Genomic DNA, 25,551 nt, shown 5'->3' with positions numbered 1-25,551 from the left:
ATCATGATTATTTCCAGGTCATACGCTGGGCAAAAAATGACTAGAGATGAATTTAGACAACATCGACAAGCAACATTAAAAGCCGTTATTGAGATAGTAGAAATGCGCGAGCGTCCTTGGCACACACCAACCTACGTAACGGTACTTAAACATATGCATTCTCGCGGCCTCAGAACGGCCTGGGGCAACGAATGGACAATGCCTAGGCTCTGCATGTTTTTAAATAGAATGGGCTATGTGGGGCTGCATGGAGTTGCAAGACGAAACTATGAGTTATAATCTTTCAAAACGTTCATTTCAGTATTTTCGATTTGAAAGTCACTATTTTAGAGGGAGCTATTTCAATTGAGTGAATATAAAGAAAGTAATAATCATAATGATTTTGAGGCTCTAAAAGAGGTTTACTCTAAAGCTTCAGAATGGATTAATGTGGCTAATCGAGTTGTTTGGATGATAATAAGTATAATCTGGCCATTGGCAGGAACCTGCTTAGTTCTTGCTTCCCATCCAGACTACAAAGAGTACAAATTCCCTCTTCTTTTGTTCTCAATTAGTCTTTGGTTAACAGTTTTGTACATGTATCGTCTATATGGGAATAGCACTTCAATTGCTCGCAATGTTATGAGGAAAATAGAGCTTGAATGGAACATTTCTCCTGACATACAGCTATACACATTGATAGGTTCGATGAGTAAAGGGCGATTTGGATCAAACAATTTTTTGTCAGTGTTGTCAGTCGTCTATTACTCAGTATGGGCTTACATTCTTTTGAAATAGGCTTGAAGCGGGTGTTTCAATCTTATTTGCGATTTTTCCCCTAAAACTGCCTCAAAAAATATTTGAACATCTAATCTCCATCAAAAAATAGGAGATTAATTGTGAAAACAAACTTTACTGAAACTTTAGAAATTGAGTTTGAAGGTCAGACATTTGTTGGCCTCAGAGTAGTCACAGGCAAACGAAAGTTAGAACAAACAATTTATTTTAAAAATTTTAGTAAGCGTGACCCGGCAGTTTATGAACCTCATGAACTACACACCTCGATGAAAGGCATAGCTAATCATATCTTATGGGAATTGGTAAGCGGAAGAAACATATAGTATCTCGATAAATGGGGGCGGGTAAAATTTCAACGACTTTTAAATGAAGTACCGCCGCACTAACTTTTCTTACACAGCCGCGAAATTAAAAACTTTTTAGTCCTAACTATACGATGAGCTTTGTAATTCTGAGTTGCGCTTTTTGTAGTTAATCCAAGTTAAATTTTGTAGTTAAGTTTTGAAGTTGTATTTTTAAGTTTAATTTATTATCAATCACTTATATAAATATTGACACCAAAATTGTAGATAATCCGTTTGATAATTGTAGATATTTAAGGTAAAAGTTGTAGTTAACTGTTCAATCTACGTTATTTATTATCAAAGGCGCTTAAAGTGAGTGAAAATGGATTTAAATTGAGACTTATAAAGCCTAGCTTCGACTCAGCACTTAACGAAGTGATTGTCGAGCTTGAAGCTTCGAGACGTCTTGTGTTGCGTGGTGACACCCCTGCCCCTATATTTTTTCAGTTAAAAGAAATATTCCACCTATTGGAAAGTCTTGGCTCAGCAAGAATCGAAGGAAACCATACGACTTTAGCTGATTATATAGAAACCAAAGTTTCAAAAGAAGTCGACTCTCCCGAAGAGGATATTCAAGAAATACAGAATATTGAAGCAGCGTTGGCCTTTGTTGATGAGGAAGTTTCAACTGGCTACGAGATAACACATTCATTCATCAAAGAACTTCATCAACTGACCGTTTTAAATCTATCAATAAATCAAGAAGGAGACCGCACACCTGGAAAATATCGTTCTGGAAATGTAAGAATTGCTGGTTCCAAGCATACCCCTCCAGACTCTTTACAAGTTCAAGAACACATGGATGAAATTCTAAAATTTGTTAACTCAGAAGATAAGCCAATTTATGACTTGATGAAGGTTGCGTTAGCGCATCACAGATTTGCGTGGGCACACCCATTTACTAATGGAAATGGCCGAGTCGTAAGACTTTTTACTTACGCTTTGCTGCTTAAATTTGGGTTTGAAGTTCAAGTAGGTGGAAGAGTACTCAATCCTACAGCTGTGTTTTGTAATGACAGGGAACGGTATTACGAAATGCTGGAAAAGGCTGATCGAGGCACAGATGAAGGCTTGGAGGAATGGACAACTTATGCTCTGTCTGGAATAAAGCATGAATTAAGCAAAGTAGACAAACTAACGAGGCATGACTACCTTAAATCACAAATACTTTACCCTGCCATTACCGAAGCGATACAAAAAGGTCTTATCTCAAAAGACGAAGATAAAATACTTAGGTTTGCGGCGGATATAGGACAATTTAAAGCAAATGATTTAAAAGAAATGCTTCCGCAATTAACGCCAAGACAAATAACCTATCAAATAACAAAGCTTAATGAAGCTCGAATGATTCGTCCCGTTAGAGAAAATGCTAGAACTTATATGATTGATTTCACTAACAGCGTACTGATTAGAGGCGTCATGAAGTCACTTGAAAAAGAGGGATTTACTTCTTCGTTATAGCAATTATTGAGTTTAATGACTTTTATCCAATGTAACACCGTAAGTAACAACCATATCATTATAAAGGCATTTAACTATTTAATATCAAACAGTTAACCGCCAAATTCAAGTCAGGGTCGGACTTCTCTTTAGCCCTTTTTTTTGTGTAACATCGCCTCCAAAACGATTAACAAATATCAGATCCGTTTGTGCATTGGATTTGCAGTACCGTTTCAATTCGATGACTTGATCCGCCTAGAAAATAGAGAATTACCCTGCAGTTATTAACAAAAGGGTTCAATTCAAGGCAAAGTACTTCTGGGGGAGTATCTGTCTGTACAATTTACAAAATTGTCTGTAAAAGCTATACCTTTAAATCGGAATTCTTGTCTTGTCTTTTCACTTAAGATAAGAGCTCTGCATTTTGCACATAGTGATTGAGCAAGACGCTGAAGCTAATGGCATATTACTTGTATGTGTGGTTTTGAACGATAACATTAATAAAAAGTTTTAAGGAAGTTTCATGAAAAAACGTTATTCGCTACTACTCGGTGTATTTCTTTCCCTGTCTGCATTTATTGGGAGTGCACATGCTGAAGCAATCAGCTCTGCGACGATAATGAAGTCACAGCATGCTTTCTATAATAAGCAACAGATTATTCAAATGGTCAGTCGAGAAGATGTGCAAAATCAGCTTGTTAGTTTAGGCGTAAATAAAGAAGATGCTATTGTACGCATCAACGTTATGACTGACTCGGAATTAAACCAACTAAATGCTCATCTAAACGATGCTCCTGCAGGAGGCGTAGTCGGTGCAGTATTGACGGTCCTCGCCATAGTAGCAATTCTTGACCTTCTTGGAGTGACCGACGTATACCCTTTCATTCGTCCAGTAAATGGATAGGATTTTATACTCAATATTGAAACTAGCCTGCATTTATGCAGGCTTAGTTTTGATTTCAGGTTGCCAGACAACACCTCAGGCCGATGCACTTCGTACCGCCGCGCTGCTAGACGTTGCAAAACAAAAGATTATTGAGGGTGTTCCTTTTTATCCCCAGCAAGAGTTTTATTGTGGGCCGACGACACTATCAGAGGTGTTCAATTACCACGGCAAAATGACTGAAGCTAATGAGATAGCACCAAAACTCTTCATCCCTGGTAAAGAGGGAAGCCTGCAGCTGGAAATGATTTCTGCAACAAGACAATATGGTTTTCTTCCTTATTCTCAAAGAGGGACAATTGAGCAAATTATTAGATTAGTTGAAGAAGACATACCTGTTATTGTGTTCCAGAATCTATCCATTCAACTGATACCTCAATGGCACTATGCTGTGGTAATTGGGTACGATTTATCTCAACGACAGTTGACCTTGCACACAGGTTTGACCCCAAATCACACTATGTCATTTGAGTTATTTGAAAAAACCTGGGCGCGAGCAAATTATTGGTTTCTAGCGCCATTGCCGGAAGGTAAGACGAGCGATCAGTTGATACCATTCACATACATTAGTGCGGCGTATAACATGTTAGAAGTGGGTGATAAAAGCATAGCACTGAACAACCTTGTCGCGGCGACAAACCAATGGCCTCAACAATGGCTGCCCTACCTATTAGTAGCCAATTATTATTTGGAGCATGATATCAATTCCGCTATCGAGTGGTACGCGAAAGGCTGGCATGTTGGGCAATATCAAAAAGAGTATGCTAACAACTATGCCTATGCGTTGACAGAGTTACACTGCAAAGCCAAGGCGCTTGAGGTTCTCGATAACGCGTTAAAAAGATTTCCTGAAAGTCCAGAATTGCTGAAGACACTGGAGACCACAAATCGCCTAAACAATGGCGTTAACTGTACCTAGAAATACGGTGCTGTTTGGAAAAGAATTGATATTTTAAAAGCCTCGACATTGTCGAGGCTTTTTTGTCTCTTTGCTACTGAATTAAAAAACAGACGGCGTCACAAAACTGTAACCCCGTTTTATTTAGTAGCTTAGCGTTCTAACGAGAAATAGTGCTAGCCGTGTGCGGATTACTCAAGAGCTCTTGAAATATCTGCCAGCGTTTTTCTGGATTATCGGCTGTGCCCCCTTGGGATTCCACATAGTCTGCGACCAGGTCTTTTCCTAAGTTGTAGTTGATCACGTAACTGCGATATTGATCCATAAATCGCGTGCGTTGTAGCGCCCTATCTGGTTCATACAACAGGTATGTTTCTAACATCGCGGCAGCTTGTTCACGAGTGATTTCACCGTTTAGATACAAGCGCGCAGCCTCGTTGCCCGCATAGTTTAATTTTCCGCGGATCGCTTGGATTTCATAGTACAAATCAGCTTTATTAGCATCTAAGCCAGCAAGAGGGAACAATACCGTCTTTTCATATTCAAGGCGAGAATCCCCTGGGAACACCACATCAATCCCGTAGTTTGCACTGCCCTCGGCGATAAGCGATTGCGGCGAGAAGAGTTGGTACACTGAAAATTCCATCCAGCCACGGTTTTTAACTAAATTCATTTCTAATAGCGCATTAAAAACATGATGACCTGGGTAGCCTTCGTGAGCAGCTAGGTCGATAGCTCGATCAATGTAAATAGGAAAGTCTGTATTTAGCTGGATCAAGCTTTGCCCATTACCTTGATAATAATTGTAGCCAGACCATGACTTATCATTCACGTACTCAAGCACAAAGTTTTCATTTTCAGCCAAGGTAAAATGCGCCAATGTACGTTTACGCGCTTCGGCGATAGCCACACGAAAGACATCATCGAGTTTTTCTTTGGGTATCACAAAATCATTGGCAAACGCACTGTAACGTTCAGCTACAGAGCCTTCTCCTGGTAACTTAGCATCTAATTGAGTTAATAATTCGTCAAAATGTGACAGGGGAAATGAAGGAGGCTCAGCATCGTATAGTCGTTTGGCTTCTTCATCAAAACTATAGGTCGCGCCGTTGAGCATACTAATTTTTGTGGCAATTGCCGTGAGTTGTTTACCTAGCATCGCAAATCTGGCCATTTCCAAAGCTGAAAAAGCCGCTACATCAACACTTGCCAATTGGGTTTGTAGCGATTCAGCAAGTGATAGCAACTCTTTTGCAGGGAAAGGCGAATCTTTAGATTCCAGTGCGGCCGGTTTCCACTCCTCTGGTCCATAATAGGCATCCACCACGTCTTTATCGTATTGGCCAACACGCAACACTAGCTTTACATAACCTTCGGCTACGGTGTCGATCGTGGGCTTGTTAGTTGGGTCAGGGTTATTGCAAGCTGCCAAAACCAAGCAAGCAAGTGCAATAAAGAGACGTGTCATCATCTGTGTTCCTTATTTTTATTAGTAGATTTGTGGGTAATGTTAGAACATTTGTGAGCGCACCAACACCCATTTTATCTGTGGTGCTAATTTGGTGAACCATTTCGATAAAATAGTAAATTGCCCTAATTTCGTATGCACTCAATGGTGGGATACATGATTTTAAAAACTTAACGTTCCGCCATTGCCAAGCAATTCTATTTACATTCAGATCTTTCTACCAACAAAAACTAATACTCGAAAGTCTACCACCGAACTTATTGATCCCTCTTATGAAATTGCAAGGAACAAAAAGCAATAGCACAATAAATACAGCGATGCTTACCAGATCATTTACAGCACCACCTGAACCATTCAACAATAGACATGATCATACGGCTATTGTCTCAAGGACGTGCAGTTAAGTCTTTAACACGTTGCTCAATGAAATCCATCAGTTCTTGCAGTGCTGAACCAATACCAGGGATTGCGCCAATTAAGCTTTTAAGCAAAATCAATGCTTTTTTAAGCAAAGCACTGAAATTTAAAGCCCCACCCTTTTCATAGAAAACATTCGCCGCTTGACTTATTTCAGCCAGTTTGTAATTCAACTCAGGTCCTGTCAGCCCTGCCGCATAAAGACGCTGCTCGAATGTCGGTGATTCACCATCAAATGTGCTCAACCTATCGCTCATTGTCCCATGTTGCAAAAATTGTAAAATTCTTTGCTTTTCCTCTCCCCTAATATATTTTTCTTCGACAGCAAAGCTGAACTCCTCTCTTACACTTGAAGGAAAAATCAGCATTTTGCACTGACTCGCAATCTCAAGTGACTCAAAAACAAGTTCAACAAATTGCTCTAAGGATTCTAAACGTTGATTGAGTATCGTCATGGTGCGTCCTTGTATTAATTTAATTAAGTATTCTGAACAATAGTCGAATAACGCTCAAAAGCAGAATGCGGTTTAATTCCATAAGTTAATTTACTGTGCAATCTCAGCTTGAATTCAACGCTATATTGGGGGTATTTTATAAACTTGTGTATTCATGCTAACGTCGGCACACAACAAATTAAAGAAAAAGTCGCGATCTCCAGTATGACTTTCTGAGTTGCCTTCAAATCTGATGGAGACGTTGCTTTCCCTTTATACGATAGTCTCTGGGCGATACTTTAGTAAAACGCCGAAACGCGCGACTAAAATAGGATGGGTCTGCAAACCCTAAATGCATCGCAAGGGCGCCTAAATCCCGATCAGTATGCACCAGCAACCTGCATGCTTCTGACATTACTCGGCTTTCAATCAATTTACTCGCGGTTTGGCCCAAGTGCTTTTTACATAAATGATTAAGATGTCCAGGGGTCAATCCTAGTATTTTGGCAAAATCCGAGACCTGATGGGTTTCTCGATATTTTCGCTCCAACACTTCACGAAATTTTGAAACCGTAGACTCACTGACGCCATCCAAATTGTGTCCATAACGTTGTGCATACCAACGATTAAGATTAACCAAGATTTCATAAGCAATCGCTCTTAGCAAGTGATTGCTGTCGCCACTCAGCTGCTTGATTTCGTCTAACATGGTTTTCATTCTCTCGCGTAGTCGAGAGCGCTGTTCGGCATTGAGTGATAACGAAAAAGCCGCTTGGTTTGAATGGAAATAACGTAGTCGATGCAAAAATAAGGTATCGTTGAAATGTTCTAGTATAAATTCAGCTGGAAAAAACAAACAAATGCCATCAAGTCCTTCGACAAACCAGCGACGTACTTGCCCAGGGGAGGTAAATAGCACAGTACCTGGCTCAACAATGTACTCTTGATTATCTAACCAGAATGAGCCATTCCCACTTATTATCAAAGTAATGTCATAAAAATCAATACGATAAGGAATAGGTGATTTCTCGAATGATGGCATGTTGCTGATCCAAGCAACATCTATCAACAACTCTGGTCCATATTTGTTTCGAGAAAAACTAACGTTTTTTACGTTTTCAAAATTGAAGGAATGATTACTCTGCATTAGTTAAATCAACGTAAAATTTCTATGGTTCACCGCACATCATTGAAAAGTACCAGAAACAACCGGAATTTACCATGTTGTCATATCGGCATGCAGACTAGAATTTTAAGCACACTCTTAAAACGAGCATGATGATGAAAAAATATATAAAGCTTCTGGTGTTACTCGGTACATTTGTGCCCACAATCGCTTACGCGAAACAGGTTTTTACGCCGCAGGATCCCGCATGGACATTCACCGGGCAAGCGGTCACTGTCGAGGAGATTGACGGTATTCAAGGGATCAAGATTGGGCGCGGACAAGCAATATTAAACGATGTGTTGTTCGAAAATGGCAGTATCGAGTTTAAGATGTATATGCCTCAAGAGCGCGCGTTTGCTTACTTGTATTTTCGTGGAGAAAATGAGCAAGAGTATGAAGAAATCTATTTGCGAACCCACAAGTCAAAAGCGCCTGATGCATTGCAGTATGCCCCCGTTTTTCAGAGCATGGCTGCATGGCAACTGTATCATGGAGAAAAAGGTACAGCGGCGGCCAGTTTTCCTGCAAACAAATGGGTACCAATCAAAGTCACATTGAATGGGTCGACCTTACAGGTTTGGGTTGGAGATATGCAGCAACCTGCAATGACAATAGACAGAATGGGTAGAGAACCCAAGGCGGGTTGGATTGGATTTCGAGGCTTCGTGCCTAGAACAAGCGATGCACCATTCAGCGCTTATTTCAGTGCCATAACCATTTCACCTAGCGCAGCAACGTCTGAAGTAACATACAACGCCAAGTCAACTTTACCAAGTGGCCAAATTACTCAATGGCGCGTGTCACCGGCATTTGCAACCGAACCGGGTCCCATTGAAGTGATCCCATCAAAGATAAAAAATGCTAAGTGGATTGAACCTATCATGCAACCTGACGGCAGTTTTGAACTTCTACGCTCTGTTGAAGTGCCCGGTGACATGAGGAACTGGGCGGCAGTGGCCAAAGTTGCTTTACATTCGAATGAAGCACAAACCTGCAAATTATTGATGGGGTTTAGCGACCGAATTACACTTTCATTAAATAACACAATACTTGTGTATCAAGATGCAAGTTACCGTTTTGATAAGCCCAGACGACAAGGTCTGATGCATCAAGAGCAATTGTTGGTTTACCTACCTTTGAAAAAAGGTAAAAACGAGCTTCAAGCCGTGATTGCTGACAATTTTGGAGGCTGGGGACTTATGGGAAGACTGGATCAATGTGACGGCATCGAAATACGTTGAATCAATCAACGAGAACAAACAAAAATTTGGTTTGATTAAATTAAAAACGCCAGGCAACAAAGCGGCTGACTTTGCTGCCCTGCCCCATGGCAATGGTTTTTAGGTCTGCGACCGCAGCCTTTTCTAGTTCTTTATAGATTGGACGCAGACTATCCTTTTTCGAAACCAGGCTGGTGAACCAGCCAACTTGTGTTTTATAGTCACTGCTTTCTTGCACCATGCGTTTGATGAACTTAACTTCGCCACCAGGACACCACAACTCGGTATTTTGACCAGCAAAATTTAGCGTAACGTCAGCGTCGTTAGAACTTGGTTTGGTGGGCATTTTCCCTGATAAAGCACGTTTTTGTTTATGACGTTGCAAGTTGCTATTTTTGCGCTGGGAACCCTGCTGCGCTGCTTTGGCGCTGCTATGAAACGGCGGGTTACATAGGGTAAATGTGAAATAGTCTTTTGCATTGATAACATCGTGAAATATATGCTCTGTGTTGGACTGCTTGCGAACCGTAACAAGGGGCTTCAGACTAGCGTTGCTTTGTGCAATAAGTTTTGCCGCAATAAAGGCGGTTTTATCCACCTCACTGCCGACAAATCGCCAACCATATTGTTGCGAGCCAACAATCGGATAGATCAAATTTGCGCCAGTACCAATATCTAAGCCCGTTATGGAGGACCCTTTGGGAGTTTGACCTTTATGGTCTTCAGCTAACAAATCAGCAATAAAATGAACATAGTCGGCTCTACCCGGCACTGGCGGGCAAAGATATCCCTCTGGCAAGTCCCATTGGGAGATCCTGTAGTAACATTTCAACAGCGCGCTGTTTAACAATTTAACCGCATCTGGCATAGCAAAATCAATTGTCGCCTTGCCGCTTGGATTGCGCACCACCCATTTGGTAAGAGCGGGCTCTGCCGTGCAAAGCGCGTTAAAATCGTAACCGTTTCTGTGTATGTTTCGAGGGTGCATAAAACCTTAAATCAAGCGTGTTTTACAGAATTGAATGACCAGAGCATTTAATCAAATTGGTTCTCAGGATAACACGTCTCAATGTGGCTCGGAAAAACAACACGCACCAATCAAGACATAAAGTTTGTATCGTGTGACGAGTGGGAGGCACAACTAAGGAAAATTCACATCATGAGCGATAGACCAGAAGTGAATGGCTCACTTCTGGCAATTTTTAACCTCTTTTTTTAATACAAAATTACTGACTGTATTTGCCAACAATTTCCGTATAAGACGCACTATTTTTAAAGGTATCTAATGCTTGACTAAAAGTATTGACCTGCTCTTCGGTGACAGACGCTCGACTAAACATGACATAAATATCGCCAGTTTCAACCGTAAACCCATGGGCAACGATATAATCACCCAGAGCCTTTCGTCTCAACATAGAAGCACCGACAAAGCTGTCTTCCAAGAATCCATCTATGTCCATGTCTAAAAGACGCGCTACATTTAGCTCACCCATTATTCCTGAAACAAAGAATTTTGACGTGGCATTGCCGTCGAGTAATATTGAAATTCGAGGACCATAATAATAATCACCAACAACACCTATCTTGCTGCCATTGGCAATGAATGCATCAATATCATCATAAGCGGCCCTTTTCGGATCATCTTTACGAATGTATAACGAAAATTCTTCCATTCGATAGGGTTCGCTAAAATAGGCAAACTCTTCGCGAGCATCCGTTTTGGAGGCGCCCAGCAGCATGTCTACATCACCGTTGCGCAAATCTTCAAGGAGATTCACCCAAGTGCCCTGCACAAATTCAGCCTGACATCCGATATCGTCTAAAACATTGCTGATAAGTTCAATGTCGAGACCTCTAACCACTCCATCGACATCTACATATTGGTAGGGTTCCCATACGTCAAAGCCCATTTTAAACGAACAACTTGGTGTCGACGGTACTACTTCAGGTGTAGCCGTTTGGGCTATTTGTGATTCAGCGGCATCGCTGGTTTGGTTATCTGACTTTCCTGGCTCTGGACTGCAAGAAATCAGGGCAAGGGACGTCAATATGACTAACATGAGCAAATATGTTTTCATAATCTTGTGTCCTTGGTATTCACTCTATAAGTGTAAGACACTATTATGATTTTGCTATTTTGATTCGCCTTTTAGCTAAGTCATGGTTTTTTATCATTTTTCACTGTACCCACTGTTTTGGATACACTAATATTATTGGCAATTCCTAACCGATTAGGCAAATCCATGGACAAACAAGTCAGTTCTCGCAGTACCAGTCAAAAAGCACTTCGAATCAACCTGGACGAAAAGAAGTACGGCACCATTGTTGAAATTGGAGCGGGTCAAGAAGTTGCCCGACAATTTTTCATTGCAGGGGCAGCCGCAGGAACGATTGCTAAAACTATGTCGGCGTATGACATGGTGTTTTCTGATGCCATTTACGGTGTGCAACAAGACGGCCGATACGTCAGCAAAGCCCGCGTGCAAGCCATGATGGAACAAGAGTTTGATTTGGTGGTGGACCGAGTAGGAAGTATTCGCCCTAAGAGCTCTCGGTATTTTGCCTATGCTGCAACGGTGGCTGCTAAGAGTTTTAACCGTCAAAATGAATGCCACGCTTGGGTGGGCATTCGTATTCAAATGTATCCAGGTGCAGAGCCATCCGATATCACCGTGCATGTGAGAATGTTTGACGACAACGCTGAAGCTCAACAGCAGGCACTGGGCGTGTTAGGTGTCAATCTCATTTATGCCGCCTATTTTTACTTTGAAGATCCGAAGTTAATGATAGATTCGCTCACCGATAACATGAAGCCCAACCGCATTGAGATTGACTCAATTGATTTCAAAGGCCCCTACTTTGAAGATGTAGACAATCGAGCGAAAAACCTGCACTTGATCCGCAGTTGGAAAACCCGTGCAGTGATGTTCAAACCAGACGGTTCGGTCGCCGTGCCTGCTGAGTTGCTATACAAAAAAAATGTACTCACTATTCGCGGTTCTTTTAGGCCGGTAACTAAACTCAATGTCGACATGATTGAACAAGGTCAAAAAGCATTTTATCAGTTGAACGATGTAGATAAAGACAGTACTGCAGTGATCGCCGAGATATCGCTCAATGATATGCAAGGTAATGATGCACGAGTGCCTGAGAAAGATATTGTCGCCAGAGTACAATTGCTAAATTCCATGGGTTACAACGTCATGGTGTCGGATTACACCCGCTATTTTTCCCTTCGTGCCTACTTTCGACAATATACCAAGCTACAACTCGGCATTGTTGTTGGCATGATCAATATCAAACAAATTTTTGATGAAGATTCCTATCGCGGAGTTGAAGGCGGAATACTGGAAGGCTTTGGTAAACTATTCCCTGATAATACCCGGCTTTTTGTTTACCCAGAGCTGGACGACAATGGCGAGTTAAACGACTTCACGAAAGTGAAAGTGCAAGACCATTTGAGGTTTTTATATCGTCACCTGCTGGAAAGCGGATTTTTGTCTGGAATCGAATGCAGCGACAGTGAGCTGTTTTCGATTTACTCCAGAGAAGTACTCAAACAACTTCCTCATGGCAAAGGTGATTGGATGAACAGCGTACCTGATATGGTTGCTGAACAAATTATTGAGAATAAATTTTTCGGTTACCGCGACAAACGTTAAGCCATACTCAAACCTAGCGACCTAAACCTTAAGTTTGCGCATTAAAAACGGGTTGGTGGTCGCTTGTACCAACAAAGAAAAAATCACCACTGCAAACCCAATAGACTGAATTGTCCACCAGTAGGGCATTTCTGTTGGCAACGACAGCACCAAAGCAATGGTCACTGCACCACGTAACCCTCCCCAAACCATTATTGGCGGATAATTGTTAGGAATGGATTGTCCAAATGTGAGGTGATTTAAATAAACAGAAGAGTACACGGCGACAAATCTCGCCACTAAAGATCCTGCAATAGCGAGCAACATAGCCAACCACATGGCGGTAAACATATCGATTGTGATAACTAACCCCAGCAAAACAAACACAAAAACATTAGCAATAAAACCCAGGCTTTCCCAAGTATGATGGATCTCCTGTTTGAATGTTTGCAAGATAGGATCTGCCATTTTTTTAAAGGTTAAAGCAGCGAACATCACTGCAACGATACCTGACACGTGCAAAAAGTGTTCACCTACATATAAACTCCCATACGCCAGCACTAGGGTCAGTAAAATCAAGTGTGGCAGAGTGACTTCTATCCATCTGGTAAGCAGTGCGGCAAAGGCACCAAGCACAACTCCAACCGCAATACCGCCCAAAAATACAATAACAAACTTCAACAAAGCACCAGAAAAGCTGAAAACCTCGTTGCTCGTCGCCAGTGCAACGAGAATGGTAAACATAACAATTGCTGTAGCATCGTTAAACAAGCTTTCGCCTTCAATCAGAATGGCCAAATCTTCTGGTGCTTTAAGGAGCTTTAATTGACTGACAACGGCAACGGGGTCTGTTGCCGAAACAACAACACCTGTGATCAATGCCGCAATAAGAGGAAAACCAACATGGTCAATACCGTAAAACAGCACAAACGCCACGACAATGGCAGAAACAATCACGCCAAAGGTTGCCAAGGTGATCACATTGGGCAAATACTTTTTCAGTAACTTAAGATCCAGACTGTAAGCGGATTCAAAGATTAATATCGGGAGCAGCACAAACATCATCAAGTCTTGAAAATTGCTCGCTCTAATTCCTGTGTCCCAACCCAAAGGTTGTATCAAAAAGGACAATGCGAAACCAACGATGACCAAAATTAGAGACAAGGGTAATTTCACGTATTTGGCGATCAACAGGCCAAGAATACCGGCTGAAGCAAACATCAATATGCTGCCAATTAGCTCAAGTAAAGTCAGATCCATATTCGATATCTCTGTTTTTTTACTAAGGTTAGTTCAAAGACCTAGTTCTTTTTCATTATATTGCGCAGGATCAATAAAAAACTCGTAGGCCTTTCCTATCATTGCAGCCATTATTCGATAAATAGTTTATTTGCATGAATGCTGCAGAGCTTTGCGACCCGTCGCTTTTACAGAAATACAACACCAATGGCCCAAGGTACACCTCGTATCCAACGGCACTATCCTTTACTGAATCGTTTTTTAATGATGATTTTTTAAAAGCAGTAAAAACCACTGCCAACAGCGATTTGTCGATTTATATCCACATTCCTTTTTGTCATAGTCTTTGTTACTACTGCGGATGCAATAAAATAGTCACAATACATCTGCAAAAAGCCGACGAATATTTGGCCTACTTATTCAAGGAAATTGCCTGTAGAGCAGAAATATTTGGCCGACACACTGTTCAACAAATTCATTTAGGCGGCGGTACCCCGAGTTTTTTAACTAAGCAGCAAATCGCCAATTTGGTCGCCAAGCTACGCCAGTGCTTTGAGCTGTCCCGTGACCTAGAATTAAGCATTGAAATTGATCCTCGAAACCTCTCTCTTGATTACATCGATCACCTGGCAAATGTGGGTTTCAATCGGCTTAGCATTGGACTGCAGGACATTGATACACAGGTACAAAAAGCAATTAATCGCCTGCAATCCACGCAATTTATTGCAGATATGGTGAAGCGAGCCAAGCGATTAGGATTTCGCTCCGTAAACCTGGATTTAATCTATGGCTTGCCTCACCAAACGCCAGAGCGTTTTTCCCGCACCATTGAAAAGGTAATCGACATGGACGTGGAGCGGATATCGTTGTTTAGCTACGCGCACATGCCAGAAAAATTTGCCGCTCAACGCAAGCTTCGTGACGAATGGTTGCCTGATGCAGAACAAAAGCTGGCGCTCATGCAAGTCGCTGTCGAACGTTTTATCGATGCTGGCTACACGATGATTGGCATGGATCATTTCGCCAAACCCCAGGACGAATTAGCTAAACATCAGGCGCAAGGCAAACTCAACCGTAACTTTCAAGGTTATACCACCCATGCTAACTGTGATTTGTTGGGTTTAGGGGTTTCCTCTATCAGTAAAGTGGGGAACTGCTACAGTCAAAACCAAAAGGGGCTTAAAGACTATTATCACGGGATCACAAAAGAGAATAATGCTGTTTGCAAAGGGGTTAAACTGACGATAGATGATCAAATTAGAGGTTTCGTTATTGGCCAGTTGATGTGTAATCTTACCGTCGAAAAATCTGTGGTAAACGAGATATTTGATATCGATTTTGATCGTTATTTTTCGACCAGTTTGAAGCGCTTATCTCCATTTTTGAGTGATCATATTGTGAAAAACTCAAAAAATCGCATAGATGTGGTACCAGCAGCTCGGTTGCTAATTCGTAACATTTGTATGGCCTTTGACGCTTACATATCACGACAACATTTGAATCGGTATTCGAGAGTAATTTAAAGCCAATCGTGACTTAGCTGTCGAATTGAGGTTACGTGCAGACTTTATCACCGTGAGTTTTATTGTTAGACTCAAACCATGATTTTGGAGCGATTTTCACGCTAGCGAGCGAGTTAGCAGTAGCTTTTTAGACTCAAAGGACGACGTTTGAATCAGCGAAACTTCCCCACCCATGGAGAGCTAAATCTCAGCGTAGACGGTCAATTGTTGATCATAGACGGTGCAGGTCCTGCAAATCTTGAAATGGTACTCAAGTATCAGCGCAGTGTAATCGGCTATCGAGAGCAAATTATGCATGCTCCCTGGGCAAGTTTGGTGTTGTTACACGGCATGCCATTAGTCCCGCCAGAAGCTAAAATCATTTTGTCCGAGACAATAAAAAAAGCCAAAACCATGCATCTACAAGCCACTGCTGTTGTCTTAGTTGAAGTGGAATTTGCTGATGTAGTGAAAGGATTCTGGAATGAAATTTATCAAGACGCTGGCGTGAGATACCGATTTTTTGATACAGAACAACAAGCTAGGCATTGGCTTGCGGATATCCTCTCTCACCCTGATCCCAACTGCTAAATATTTAAAGAAGACCTGCTTTTTTAACACTCAGGTAGGTATTGATTACATTAGGTGTCAAATGATGCGCCGGAGCGTTAATACACATAACGCCTTGTTGTTTCAGGCGCTGAATATTTTGCTCAATGGATGTCTTTATGCGCTGTGATGCAGCATAGGTGAGTGCATCGTCCATGGTAGCAATATCACGGGACTCAATTGATTTATAGATGGGTTCTTCAATGCTAATCACGGCAACTAAATGCTTGTTTTTTAACAAGGATACTGCTTTTAACAGGTCGCCAAAGTCTTCATCACGTAAGCAACTCACCAATAAAATCAGCGCCCGCTTAGGTTGTTTAACCAATAACTCTTGCGCAGCAGCTAAATAATCACTGGCAATCTTTTGCGGATACAAATCATAAAAATGATTCATAACTTTACCGACGCTTTGCGCACCTCGCACATGACTCAACCATCGAGACTCGCTTCCAAAGCTTTGTAGGCTCAGGTTGTCGCCATTTTTAAGTGCCGTATAGGACAACATTATGAGGGAGTTAAGTGCATGATCAAAATAACTGAGATCATCGTCTTGGACGCGCATTCTGCGTCCAGAATCTAGCATAATAATGACATGCTGATTCTTCTCTTCCTGAAATTCCCTGGAAATCAATTTGTTAAATCGACTTGTCGCTCGCCAGTCAATTTGTTTAATGCTTTCGCCTTCACGGTAGTCCCGCAATTGCAGGAAATCCATACCACTGCCGCGTTTGTTGAATTTTTTGAGTCCCGCCTGAGTTAAATTAACACTACCTTGCAAACCGGCCAAATCAGAAATAGCGGAAAAGTTAGGGAACACTTTGTGCTCACTGCGATGGGAAATGACCCAATCCAGTTGCCAAAATCCTAGCTTGGAACCGATTCGAATTTCTGTTGCATCGATGGATGATGGGCCACGACGGGTTGGTGTAATGGTATAATTGAATTCAGCCACTTCACCCGCTTGCAGCAGGCACTTATGTTGATTTGCTGTGCTTTGCCAATGTTCAGGAATGTGCTCGCTGCACTGCACAAACACTGCAGCATTTCCCCTATTTGCCAGCGCGATACTTACATTTTGCTCGGTATGCACCGACAAATTGGTCGGAATATCTCGTTTGACTGCCAGTCTGGGTGAGTGTCGGCTGATCCATAAATCGTAAAAAACAATAATCAAGGTGACACCGGCAAAAACCAGAGGTAACTGGTTGAGTTGGGTCATCCCATTAAAAGTTGCAACTAAAGGTAACACTAGTCCAATTATTGTCAGCGCAATCAGCCATTTAACAAACTTAGCGGAAGGTCTTAATCCGGTTTGTTTCATTGTCTGGGTACTTCTGCCTGATGTAAGATTTCATTCAGGATCGCTTCATTACTGGTGCCTGCTATCTCGCGCTCTGCTGACAAGATGATACGGTGTCTGAGTACAGGAAGTAATACTGCTTTTACGTGATCAGGTGTAACAAAGCCTTGGCCTTCGCACATGGCTTTAACTTTGGCAGCCTGCACCAGGGCGATACTGCCTCGAATCCCAGCGCCGTGGACAATACCGTCCCATTCCCGAGTGGCACGGACCAAGCCCACAGCATATTCTAGGACTTTATCGTCCATTAATACCTGACTGACCAGCTCCCGCAATTGTATCGCTTCTTGTTGAGTCAACACGCTGTTGATTTGTGTATTGACGATGCCCGTTTGATGTTCTGTGTTTAGCTTAGTCAACGTTAGCTCATCAGCGTGTTCTGGGTAGCTGACCAACACTTTTAACATAAATCTGTCGAGCTCTGCTTCAGGCAGCGGATAAGTCCCCTCATTGTCGATTGGGTTTTGCGTAGCAAGCACCATAAAGGGTGTGTCTAAAGCTAAACTCTGACCGTCAATAGTAATTTGATACTCTTGCATCACCTCTAGCAAGGCTGCTTGAGTTTTGGCTGGCGCACGGTTTATTTCATCCGCCAGCAACAGGTTAGTAAATGCAGGGCCTTTGCGAATGTTGAACTTTCCTGATGCAATATCCAACATTGAATGCCCCGTCACATCAGCTGGCATGAGATCGGGAGTAAACTGTACTCGTTTGTAATCCAGATCAATGCTTTTTGCTAAAGCGCGGATCAGCAAGGTTTTACCTAAACCTGGCACCCCTTCAAGTAATACGTGGCCGCCGGCTAAAAAAGCAATCACCACTTGTTCAACTACATCATTTTGACCAATGAGTACTTTTTGGATATTCGCTTTGAGGGCATCAATTTGTGCTTTTGCTTGGTCCAATATGGATTGATCCAGGGTCGATGGTTGCTGATCATTTTGCGCTTCACTGGGAGCAGATTGCTGCGCTTCTGTAGGTGAGCTTGTATCTAATTCTGAGTCGTTCATAACATTTTCCTGAGAGTCTGCAGACTCGCTATCCTTTGTGAAAACTGATTTTCATTGAGTGATTTTTGACTAAACATCAATTCATCTATGATGTCTTCGGGCCATTCACTTATTTGACACAAGTGTTTGACAACAATCGATTTATCCGCACCTCGACAAACGGGTCGTTTATGATACAACGCCGCGAAGATACCTCTGCGCACGTCTTCAATGAGTTCTTTTTGCTTGCCTGCTCGCCAGTAGTACTCGCCAGACGCTTTGATGTGTACAGAGAAAGGTGAAAAATAACTTTCTCCTTCATACAAAACAGGCCCAAAGCGCACGGCTGCGCGCCACATCATCACAAGGATCAACCCGCTCCCAACCCAAATAAAATAGGGAGCAAAATCCATAAGCAATGAGAACCAATGGGGTAATTCCTTGGCAGAAAAAATGTAGACTTTAGGTGAATTCCCTACAAGTAATGCGAGCAATTCTACGTTGTCTTCTTCATCGATCTGGTAGTTGTTCCAAATATAGACTTCGGTTAGCAAGGTGATTAGGCCCTGCCCCATTTCCATTTGCGCAAAGGTGATGCCATCCTCATCCCCAACACTATAGGTAATGGATTCAGATTCCGGTAATGCCAGTCGGTAAGAGTTTTCAAGATTGACCATTAACACCTGATCATCTGAATTAACGATTTCTGTAGGATATTGTTCCGTTGTCGAACCACCAAATTCATCGGTCGGTAACCAATCAATACCGACATTTAAATGATTAATCAGTGCATTGGCTCGAAATCCGTCCTCTTCAGAGCTTGCGTTCAGGGCCAGGATTAGATGCCCACCCTGCTCTACCCATGCCAATATTTGATCCTTTAGCGCAGAAGAAAGCGCAATTTCGCCTTCGCTCAAAATCACTGTATGGTCATACTGCGGATACACACCTTTGCTAGAATCTGCATAAAGTGCCCGATAATCGTCTTCTAGTTCGACGTTCTTATCATGCAACTGCAAAAATGCCTGCGCGGCTAGAAATTCCTGTTGCAAAGCTTCAGCCTCAAAGCCAGAGCTCACGGTTTCTTCGTAAACTTCAATACTATTGTAAAGGTATAACCCAATGACCAGCGCCATGAGCGTCAATATGACCTTAACGATGATCCCTTGTCGATGCGCTGCATCATGGTCAATCGATTTCATGCTGCAGCCTCTATAACTGGAAAGAGCCCGCGCCAATCTTGGTGTAGCTGGCTCATTTGCTCAAAGGATGGCCATTGATGGGCCCAAGCAAGCTTTACCCAGGCATCTATTAATCGGTCCATGAATTCGCCGAGCTCTCCGGATACAGATTGCTTTATTACATGCAAACATTCTCGTTCCGTCATGGATTTTGTCAGGGGTAACGACTGATGTTTACTGATCTCAAGTAAGCTGGAAATCAGCATCAGCGACATTACCTTTCTAAATGCACCTAGCGCCAATAATCTTTCGATTTCTTTACCAATATCGTCAGGTAACTCTTCATTTTGGAATGCCTGACTAAAACTAGGCATTTCAAATGGCTCATCCAGAGGAAGCTTTTCTTGGCGACTAAACAATTGTGCAATGTTGTGACGGCTAAAATACAATAACATCAACAACAATGAACCAAATACCAACCAGATAAACACTTCTGAGATATTGGCTATCAAGGTGATAACTTTTATCAACCAAGCTGGCAACCCGCTTGGTGGTGTAGATTGATCGTCTTCTTCATCTGAGCCCCACCCAACCCAACGATAACGCTTTTCAACTTCTTCACCGTTAAAGGGTGGCTCATCAAGGATCTGCTGAATTTGCGCTTCGCTTTCAAAGGCAATGTTTTGCTGTTCGATACCATCGGTATCATCGAGTTGATAAAGCAAAGATTGATCTGCAGTCTGCTGAGCCATTGCATCATGGTGTGGAGCAACAAACATGAATGCAGAGAAAACACCAGCTAACAAAACACTGTTCAAACGGCCGCCATATTGATTTGCAATTCGTTTGAAATTAATCTCAATATCCCAGCCTTCAAGTAATATGCGCCGATTAAGGTAGGCGGCGAAACTGCCGGCGATATAAAAAGGCGCAATCAGCACATACACAAAAAACAGCATGACGTTGATGGAAAACTCTACTTGCCAGGAGTCGCTCACAATGGCGTTCCAATAATCAAAATCGACGCCTTGTGGAATAACAAAACCAACAAGGGATATCATTCCAAGCAGAATAAATAGCTCCCAATGCACGCAAATAATGGTCCACCAGCCAGAATTATCGTCCGTTGTGCGATGCAAAATATTAAGGCGCTTAGAACGTGCGTTTGAAGATAAGCCTTCTAGCTGTACGACAGCTAAATCAAAGCCTCTAGACGGGCTCAAACGCCGCCAGGTGACACTGGCAAACCATTGTTTTTTCAATTGAGAAGGCCAGGCTTTTACCGCTTCGATGGCCGTAACCGGTTGGCCAAATACCCGTCGTGACAAAATGTATAACAAACCGCGTTCATACAGGGGTTTTAACAACCAAAACAGCAACATGCCCCAGGTAATATCTACAAAGCTAAATACAACAAAAAATGGCAAGGTCACCATCAGCCAAAAACCCGTTAGCGAGGGCCACCAGGCAAGTGCCATTCGGCAGCCTAGATCAAAGGCTTTCCAGCTGCTGCGCGGGTGAATTTCAATTGACAGTTTATCGAGTTTCACGATGACCCCGGGGGAAAATATAAAACAAAATCCAAATCCAACACCCGGCTCCAACAAGGTATTTCACGGCATTAGGGATCGTTTGGCTGCTCGACCAAAACGCTTCGATAAATGCCGCGATTATCAACATGAGAAACGCACCAAAGATAACTGGAAAGGTTGTTTTCCCTGCTTGCTTTAACGCAGCAATGCGCGATAGTTGCCCTGGCTTTAATAAGCTCATGCCGACTACACCACCTGCTGCGGCTGACAATACAATAGCGGTTAATTCAAATGATCCATGGGTAACAACAAAAGAAAAAAACGTAGAAGAATAGCCAATGTTAACGATGTGACCACTTACCGCACCAAAAAATATTCCGTTGAACAATAGGAAATACAGAGTACCAAAACCCAGCAGTAGCCCACCTACAAAACACTGAAAGGCGATGGAGATGTTGTTTTTTATATAAAACCCGAACATATAAAAATCGCTGTCCGAATCGCGTTCTTTGCCATAGTGTTCAGACTCTGGATCGTACATACTCTCTAGACTCACGACTTGGGCATTAGGCATAACATTGCGCACAAAGTCAGGTTCGATGATGGTGGCACTAAACATTAGTAAACCTAAACCGTAGAACAATACATGAGCCCAAATAATGTAAGGACGTATTTCTCGCAGATGCGCAGGAAAAGTAAAACGGACAAAATCCCAAAGTGGCGCAAATACGCGGTTGCTAGGCCGATATAAACATTGCTGACCTTGCAATAACATATCATTCAATCGTGCTACCAGAGCGGGACTGTAGTTTCGACTTTTTGCTACTGCCAAATCATGAGTCAGTTGTCGAAACATTTTTGGCAGGTCGAGATCATAGTCAGTGACTTTACCCGGCACTTTGATTGCCTGCTCAAATTTTTTCCAATCGTCTTGCCTAAGGCTGATGAAATCTTGCTGTTTCATGACTTGCCTACCAAAGTCGCCGCCACAGACTTGATGTTGATGACGGCCTCCTGTCCGGTTTTATGGGTAACAGGCTGAAGAATGTTTGCCAATTCTTGCTGACGCTGATCACTGAAGGTCTTACTTCGCTCGGCAAAGGAAATGATGGCTTTTTGTGCTTCACTGTCGAGATTTAACTCAAGGGGTTGAGCCTTTTCAAAACTGAAATGACTCATTCTGATCGGCTTCTCACGATAAACCACCATAGTGCCACCCAAGTAGTCTCCTACCCGCTTGGAATGTTTAGACAACATCATGCAAATCCCGCCCAGCATATAAAGAGAAGGAAGAAAGTCGATAGCTCTGAATAAATTACGAGTCAGTGATCCTGGCAAGGTGATAGGTAACCCACTGTCGTAGACCACCATTAAGCCAAAGGCCTTTTTACCTGGCGTATCGCCACGGGTCACTTCAAACACAACGGGGTAGAACCATTCGACAACAAACAATACGATGAAAAACACACCAAATCCGAGTTTGTCGGCAAACTGTAAAATCATCCCCGCTCCAAACAGGATCACCATTCGGATCAGCAGGTCATAGACAAATGCCATGGTGCGCACACCAATGCCAGCAGGGGTCATTTGGATATCGATGCCCTCGGCCGTTTCTAGGTGGATCTGGTTATCAACTTTCACATTGATTCTCGATTTGGACTATAGGTATGCGATGGCGACCACACCGATACTGAGTAATGCCCAGTAGGCGACACCTAATAATATAAACACCCAGTTTAGCAAAGTCAGCTGGTTATTCTCTAATCCTTGCGGATCCTGATTGATTTCATTAATTAGCGGTTGCACGTACCAAAACGGTACAAATTGCGCAACAACCATACCAATAAAACTCACCGCATATAGAGCAACATCACCGGCATTGGGCTCCCATTTATTGATAAATATGAAGCCAATGGTCACTAACACATATAAGCTAGCCATCCCACCATTCAAATGATTTTTACTCTTATTAATCCGCAGGGTTTCGTCAATTTGAGTAAACAGTGAATGGGTAAAGAAAATCGAGAAGATCGCTCTTAATACCGGAATACATGAAAAATTAGCATTGCGTTTTTGCAGCATCCAGTTTTTGAAAAACCAATAAATTAGGTACAAATTGAGCGTAGCGATGCTCATAATCACAAGCTTTTTTCGTGAAACAGTGAAAAAATGTGCTTGAGACTCAAGATTCTCAGCATCTTTGTGGACTAATTCAGCATCTGGCGACGCATAGATATTTTCTTCTGAGGTGTATTGTTCGGACATACTACTTCCTTGTTAAAATGGTACTACTTACAAGCTACTGCTTGCCCCTTATCGAGTATGCCATAGACATAGGCTGATTGCAGCCTCAAAAAAGCCTCATGTAAAGCAAACTACCCAATTGAAAAAATGCTATGATGTCGGCAAAGATTGGGCGCAATAACGGCTTATCAACCATCAGCTTTCACGCTCGTTTTCATTCATATCAAACCATCTTTAATTGATAATAAAGCTGCCTCATCTATGGAGAAAAAAATGACCCGCCAATATTTCATCGTAGCGTTCCTCCTGCTTGTTATGATTTCCTTGCCAGTCTTTGCAAACCCCTACAATAATCAGTTCACCATTGAAAAAAATTCTATAAATAAAACGTTAAGCAAATCTTTTCCTGTTGAAAAATCCTATCAGGGTGTGACTGCAATCTTCAGTGAACCTGCCATTGATATCAATGCACTGGATAAAACCATTAAACTCAATGTTGTGATCACTTCAGTTGAGGGCGACGGGTCTCTTAACGCTAAAGGCGTGCTAGTTGGCCAAATTGAATACAATGATTTTGACAATACATTGGAGCTGGTCAAACCCAAACTGGATAAATTTAAGATCCTTACGGATACACTTTCGGACAATACCAAAGTGCTCAAAGCAATCAAACAAACCCTCGGCAACACATTGCCTGACATCGTTTTATATGAGTTAAAAAATCTCCAATATGGCCGCCAAGTCACCGATCCAGTAGAGGTTGATGTTGAGGTGAATCAGCTCATACTGCGATGGTGAGGTCCAAAGGGCAAAAACACGCTCCTTAGATGACAGTTGTTTGGCATCTTTGCGTGCTTTTACTGGCTTGGTTTATTCAGTCAGTTCGAAGTAATCAGTAAAACATTTATAAAGCTGAGTACCGCTTAACACCGACGCAGAAGGGAAATGCAAAATGGGTATCAAATCACAAGGTGCTTCGATGACCTGCGATGCGCGATCATTTTCAAGTTCATCCACATTGAGCACTCGAGCAAGTGCCTGACCTTTTTTAACCTGATCACCCGGCGCCGCTAAGTAGTCGACAATGCCGCCTTGACGGGTATAAAGTATTTTATAATTGTCGAGTGTCACCGCAACACGGCGCATAGATTTAGGAAAATAAGTATTGCTCTCTAAGCAATTTTTTGCACCGAGATAACACAAAATACTGTCAGCATCGTATCGGCCTTCGTCAAAACTAATCACTTCCTGGCTGCCCATTTCTAAAGTAAACGCTTCAACATCCACATTGATATCTGAATTTCGCTTTGCGCGGAGAAGATTTTGCAACGTCCACCAGTGGCAAAATGTCGCCTCATCCAGCGCCCCTGCGAACGTGTTTGGGATCAGGATAACATGGGGAATATTAAACAATTTTGCTGAGTCTTTGGCATATTCTGGCACATAGATATGTCGTGTAGAAACCGGACCGTTATGAAGATCGATCACTATATCGGCATCAAACGCCAATTGTTGCAATTTCAAATTAAGTTGCTGAGCCAGACCTAATCCCCAGGTTTCCTGCAATTTTTCATCAATTTTTTGTTTTAATACTTTGCGAAAACGACTTTTGACTTTTTCTAAAGGCTCTTCGTCATCCACAGTGTCGACAAATCGCTCAACTAACGCTTCGTCGAAGTAGTATCCTCGATTCCAATTTGTTCCATTGATAGGATCAAATCGTCCCAACGTATATTCTCCGGCTTTGATATTGGTGCCAACAGGATTACAGTTCGGCACGAGCGTCACCTCGCCGCAAATTGGTGTTGTTTTGAGGGTATTAATCAAGTGATAGATCACTACATTACCCTGTACTTCGGCGCCGTGGATTGAGCTTTGAATATAAACCTTTGGTCCCGGCTTACTGCCTTTAAATCGGTAGAGCGGGACATTCATATTGCGACCAGAGGCATTCTGCGCAACCACTAAATAGTCTTTTTCGAATTTGTTTACCAACACGCTCTACACAACCTAATTGACTCATTATTAATGAGTTATACCGACTTTTTAAGTACAAATACAAGTCTTGAATAGTATTTGTAGTATCGAGGATCCAGATGTTGTGCAACTCAGTATAAGATGAACAACCAATTATTCGTCAAA

The 25,551-nt window shown here is 42.3% G+C and carries 24 protein-coding genes; 10 read left to right on the top strand and 14 right to left on the bottom strand.

Annotated features, from left to right (window positions below; translation table 11 throughout):
* The first annotated feature begins 36 nt into the window (after positions 1–36).
* The 5 genes from FM019_RS12605 (at position 37) to FM019_RS12585 (ending at position 4,423) form a co-directional block, all read left to right on the top strand.
* Positions 37–279 (top strand): hypothetical protein, encoded by a 243-nt coding sequence (locus tag FM019_RS12605; protein WP_143836299.1) that lies wholly within the window; start codon positions 37–39, stop codon positions 277–279.
* A gap of 599 nt (positions 280–878) precedes the next feature.
* A complete protein-coding gene (locus FM019_RS12600) occupies positions 879–1,100 on the top strand; it encodes a hypothetical protein (RefSeq protein WP_143836298.1) in 222 nt (73 codons plus the stop codon).
* Between the two features lie 333 nt (positions 1,101–1,433).
* Positions 1,434–2,582, top strand: coding sequence for a Fic family protein (locus FM019_RS12595; protein ID WP_143836297.1), 1,149 nt, complete (start codon positions 1,434–1,436; stop codon positions 2,580–2,582).
* 502 nt (positions 2,583–3,084) lie between these two features.
* Positions 3,085–3,465: a PA2779 family protein gene (locus FM019_RS12590; RefSeq protein ID WP_143836296.1), complete on the top strand. Its 381-nt coding sequence runs from the start codon at positions 3,085–3,087 to the stop codon at positions 3,463–3,465.
* Positions 3,466–3,481: 16 nt separating this feature from the next.
* Entirely contained in the window at positions 3,482–4,423 is a 942-nt protein-coding gene (locus FM019_RS12585) for a PA2778 family cysteine peptidase (RefSeq protein WP_260681619.1), read from the top strand.
* A gap of 139 nt (positions 4,424–4,562) precedes the next feature.
* Here FM019_RS12585 and FM019_RS12580 read toward each other — a convergent pair whose 3' ends face one another.
* From FM019_RS12580 to FM019_RS12570, 3 genes are all read right to left on the bottom strand, one after another.
* The gene (locus FM019_RS12580; protein ID WP_143836294.1) at positions 4,563–5,873 is read right to left on the bottom strand and encodes a DUF885 domain-containing protein; all 1,311 of its coding nucleotides are present in this window, start codon (positions 5,871–5,873) and stop codon (positions 4,563–4,565) included.
* 383 nt (positions 5,874–6,256) lie between these two features.
* A complete protein-coding gene (locus tag FM019_RS12575; protein ID WP_143836293.1) occupies positions 6,257–6,742 on the bottom strand; it encodes a hypothetical protein in 486 nt (161 codons plus the stop codon).
* Between the two features lie 223 nt (positions 6,743–6,965).
* Complete coding sequence (locus FM019_RS12570; protein ID WP_143836292.1) at positions 6,966–7,868, bottom strand: AraC family transcriptional regulator; 903 nt, start codon at positions 7,866–7,868, stop codon at positions 6,966–6,968.
* Between the two features lie 134 nt (positions 7,869–8,002).
* Here FM019_RS12570 and FM019_RS12565 point away from each other — a divergent pair, with 134 nt between their 5' ends.
* Complete coding sequence (locus FM019_RS12565) at positions 8,003–9,130, top strand: hypothetical protein (protein WP_143836291.1); 1,128 nt, start codon at positions 8,003–8,005, stop codon at positions 9,128–9,130.
* 40 nt (positions 9,131–9,170) lie between these two features.
* Here FM019_RS12565 and rlmF read toward each other — a convergent pair whose 3' ends face one another.
* Both rlmF and FM019_RS12555 read right to left on the bottom strand, forming a co-directional pair.
* Positions 9,171–10,097: a 23S rRNA (adenine(1618)-N(6))-methyltransferase RlmF gene (rlmF, locus tag FM019_RS12560; protein ID WP_143836290.1), complete on the bottom strand. Its 927-nt coding sequence runs from the start codon at positions 10,095–10,097 to the stop codon at positions 9,171–9,173.
* 238 nt (positions 10,098–10,335) lie between these two features.
* On the bottom strand, positions 10,336–11,187 hold the full coding sequence (locus tag FM019_RS12555; RefSeq protein ID WP_143836289.1) for a substrate-binding periplasmic protein: 852 nt from the start codon (positions 11,185–11,187) through the stop codon (positions 10,336–10,338).
* A 165-nt stretch (positions 11,188–11,352) separates the two neighbouring features.
* Here FM019_RS12555 and FM019_RS12550 point away from each other — a divergent pair, with 165 nt between their 5' ends.
* Entirely contained in the window at positions 11,353–12,771 is a 1,419-nt protein-coding gene (locus FM019_RS12550) for a TonB-dependent receptor (protein WP_143836288.1), read from the top strand.
* A gap of 21 nt (positions 12,772–12,792) precedes the next feature.
* On the opposite strand, the gene FM019_RS12545 is transcribed toward FM019_RS12550, so the two are convergent.
* A complete protein-coding gene (locus FM019_RS12545; RefSeq protein WP_143836287.1) occupies positions 12,793–14,010 on the bottom strand; it encodes a cation:proton antiporter in 1,218 nt (405 codons plus the stop codon).
* A gap of 134 nt (positions 14,011–14,144) precedes the next feature.
* Here FM019_RS12545 and hemN point away from each other — a divergent pair, with 134 nt between their 5' ends.
* Together hemN and FM019_RS12535 are read left to right on the top strand one after the other, a co-directional pair.
* Positions 14,145–15,512, top strand: a complete 1,368-nt coding sequence (hemN, locus tag FM019_RS12540; protein WP_143836286.1) for an oxygen-independent coproporphyrinogen III oxidase — start codon at positions 14,145–14,147, stop codon at positions 15,510–15,512.
* A gap of 147 nt (positions 15,513–15,659) precedes the next feature.
* A complete protein-coding gene (locus tag FM019_RS12535; protein ID WP_143836285.1) occupies positions 15,660–16,082 on the top strand; it encodes a hypothetical protein in 423 nt (140 codons plus the stop codon).
* 4 nt (positions 16,083–16,086) lie between these two features.
* Here FM019_RS12535 and FM019_RS12530 read toward each other — a convergent pair whose 3' ends face one another.
* The 7 genes from FM019_RS12530 to FM019_RS12500 are packed head-to-tail and all read right to left on the bottom strand — an operon-like array spanning position 16,087 to position 23,430.
* A complete protein-coding gene (locus FM019_RS12530) occupies positions 16,087–17,424 on the bottom strand; it encodes a DUF58 domain-containing protein (protein WP_143836284.1) in 1,338 nt (445 codons plus the stop codon).
* On the bottom strand, positions 17,421–18,473 hold the full coding sequence (locus tag FM019_RS12525) for an AAA family ATPase (RefSeq protein ID WP_143836283.1): 1,053 nt from the start codon (positions 18,471–18,473) through the stop codon (positions 17,421–17,423). Before FM019_RS12525 ends, FM019_RS12530 begins: the two co-directional genes overlap by 4 nt.
* A complete protein-coding gene (locus FM019_RS12520) occupies positions 18,470–19,654 on the bottom strand; it encodes a DUF4350 domain-containing protein (RefSeq protein WP_143836282.1) in 1,185 nt (394 codons plus the stop codon). Before FM019_RS12520 ends, FM019_RS12525 begins: the two co-directional genes overlap by 4 nt.
* On the bottom strand, positions 19,651–21,183 hold the full coding sequence (locus FM019_RS12515; protein WP_143836281.1) for a hypothetical protein: 1,533 nt from the start codon (positions 21,181–21,183) through the stop codon (positions 19,651–19,653). The genes FM019_RS12520 and FM019_RS12515 overlap by 4 nt, the downstream gene beginning before the upstream one ends.
* On the bottom strand, positions 21,170–22,129 hold the full coding sequence (locus FM019_RS12510) for a stage II sporulation protein M (RefSeq protein WP_143836280.1): 960 nt from the start codon (positions 22,127–22,129) through the stop codon (positions 21,170–21,172). Before FM019_RS12510 ends, FM019_RS12515 begins: the two co-directional genes overlap by 14 nt.
* Positions 22,126–22,806 (bottom strand): RDD family protein, encoded by a 681-nt coding sequence (locus FM019_RS12505; RefSeq protein ID WP_143836279.1) that lies wholly within the window; start codon positions 22,804–22,806, stop codon positions 22,126–22,128. The genes FM019_RS12510 and FM019_RS12505 overlap by 4 nt, the downstream gene beginning before the upstream one ends.
* A gap of 18 nt (positions 22,807–22,824) precedes the next feature.
* Entirely contained in the window at positions 22,825–23,430 is a 606-nt protein-coding gene (locus FM019_RS12500; RefSeq protein ID WP_143836278.1) for a hypothetical protein, read from the bottom strand.
* Positions 23,431–23,682: 252 nt separating this feature from the next.
* On the opposite strand from FM019_RS12500, the gene FM019_RS12495 reads away from it, so the two are divergent.
* Positions 23,683–24,207: a hypothetical protein gene (locus tag FM019_RS12495; RefSeq protein WP_143836277.1), complete on the top strand. Its 525-nt coding sequence runs from the start codon at positions 23,683–23,685 to the stop codon at positions 24,205–24,207.
* Positions 24,208–24,279: 72 nt separating this feature from the next.
* Here FM019_RS12495 and FM019_RS12490 read toward each other — a convergent pair whose 3' ends face one another.
* Complete coding sequence (locus FM019_RS12490; RefSeq protein ID WP_143836671.1) at positions 24,280–25,404, bottom strand: succinylglutamate desuccinylase/aspartoacylase family protein; 1,125 nt, start codon at positions 25,402–25,404, stop codon at positions 24,280–24,282.
* Between the last annotated feature and the right edge of the window lie 147 nt (positions 25,405–25,551).

The organism is Aliiglaciecola sp. M165, assembly GCF_007197995.1.
Lineage (GTDB): Bacteria > Pseudomonadota > Gammaproteobacteria > Enterobacterales > Alteromonadaceae > Aliiglaciecola.
The sequence above is the reverse complement of the archived record's forward strand: the minus strand, read 5'-3'. Positions and strand labels throughout refer to the sequence as shown.

Excerpts from the sequence above, each read along its gene's own strand:
- hemN (WP_143836286.1), top strand. The coding sequence starts at position 14,145 with ATGAATGCTGCAGAGCTTTGCGACCCGTCGCTTTTACAGAAATACAAC.
- FM019_RS12525 (WP_143836283.1), bottom strand. The coding sequence starts at position 18,473 with ATGAACGACTCAGAATTAGATACAAGCTCACCTACAGAAGCGCAGCAA.
- FM019_RS12575 (WP_143836293.1), bottom strand. The coding sequence starts at position 6,742 with ATGACGATACTCAATCAACGTTTAGAATCCTTAGAGCAATTTGTTGAA.
- FM019_RS12550 (WP_143836288.1), top strand. The coding sequence starts at position 11,353 with ATGGACAAACAAGTCAGTTCTCGCAGTACCAGTCAAAAAGCACTTCGA.
- rlmF (WP_143836290.1), bottom strand. The coding sequence starts at position 10,097 with ATGCACCCTCGAAACATACACAGAAACGGTTACGATTTTAACGCGCTT.
- FM019_RS12555 (WP_143836289.1), bottom strand. The coding sequence starts at position 11,187 with ATGAAAACATATTTGCTCATGTTAGTCATATTGACGTCCCTTGCCCTG.
- FM019_RS12565 (WP_143836291.1), top strand. The coding sequence starts at position 8,003 with ATGAAAAAATATATAAAGCTTCTGGTGTTACTCGGTACATTTGTGCCC.
- FM019_RS12510 (WP_143836280.1), bottom strand. The coding sequence starts at position 22,129 with ATGAAACAGCAAGATTTCATCAGCCTTAGGCAAGACGATTGGAAAAAA.
- FM019_RS12530 (WP_143836284.1), bottom strand. The coding sequence starts at position 17,424 with ATGAAACAAACCGGATTAAGACCTTCCGCTAAGTTTGTTAAATGGCTG.
- FM019_RS12605 (WP_143836299.1), top strand. The coding sequence starts at position 37 with ATGACTAGAGATGAATTTAGACAACATCGACAAGCAACATTAAAAGCC.
- FM019_RS12500 (WP_143836278.1), bottom strand. The coding sequence starts at position 23,430 with ATGTCCGAACAATACACCTCAGAAGAAAATATCTATGCGTCGCCAGAT.
- FM019_RS12590 (WP_143836296.1), top strand. The coding sequence starts at position 3,085 with ATGAAAAAACGTTATTCGCTACTACTCGGTGTATTTCTTTCCCTGTCT.
- FM019_RS12580 (WP_143836294.1), bottom strand. The coding sequence starts at position 5,873 with ATGATGACACGTCTCTTTATTGCACTTGCTTGCTTGGTTTTGGCAGCT.
- FM019_RS12545 (WP_143836287.1), bottom strand. The coding sequence starts at position 14,010 with ATGGATCTGACTTTACTTGAGCTAATTGGCAGCATATTGATGTTTGCT.
- FM019_RS12495 (WP_143836277.1), top strand. The coding sequence starts at position 23,683 with ATGACCCGCCAATATTTCATCGTAGCGTTCCTCCTGCTTGTTATGATT.
- FM019_RS12520 (WP_143836282.1), bottom strand. The coding sequence starts at position 19,654 with ATGAAATCGATTGACCATGATGCAGCGCATCGACAAGGGATCATCGTT.
- FM019_RS12570 (WP_143836292.1), bottom strand. The coding sequence starts at position 7,868 with ATGCAGAGTAATCATTCCTTCAATTTTGAAAACGTAAAAAACGTTAGT.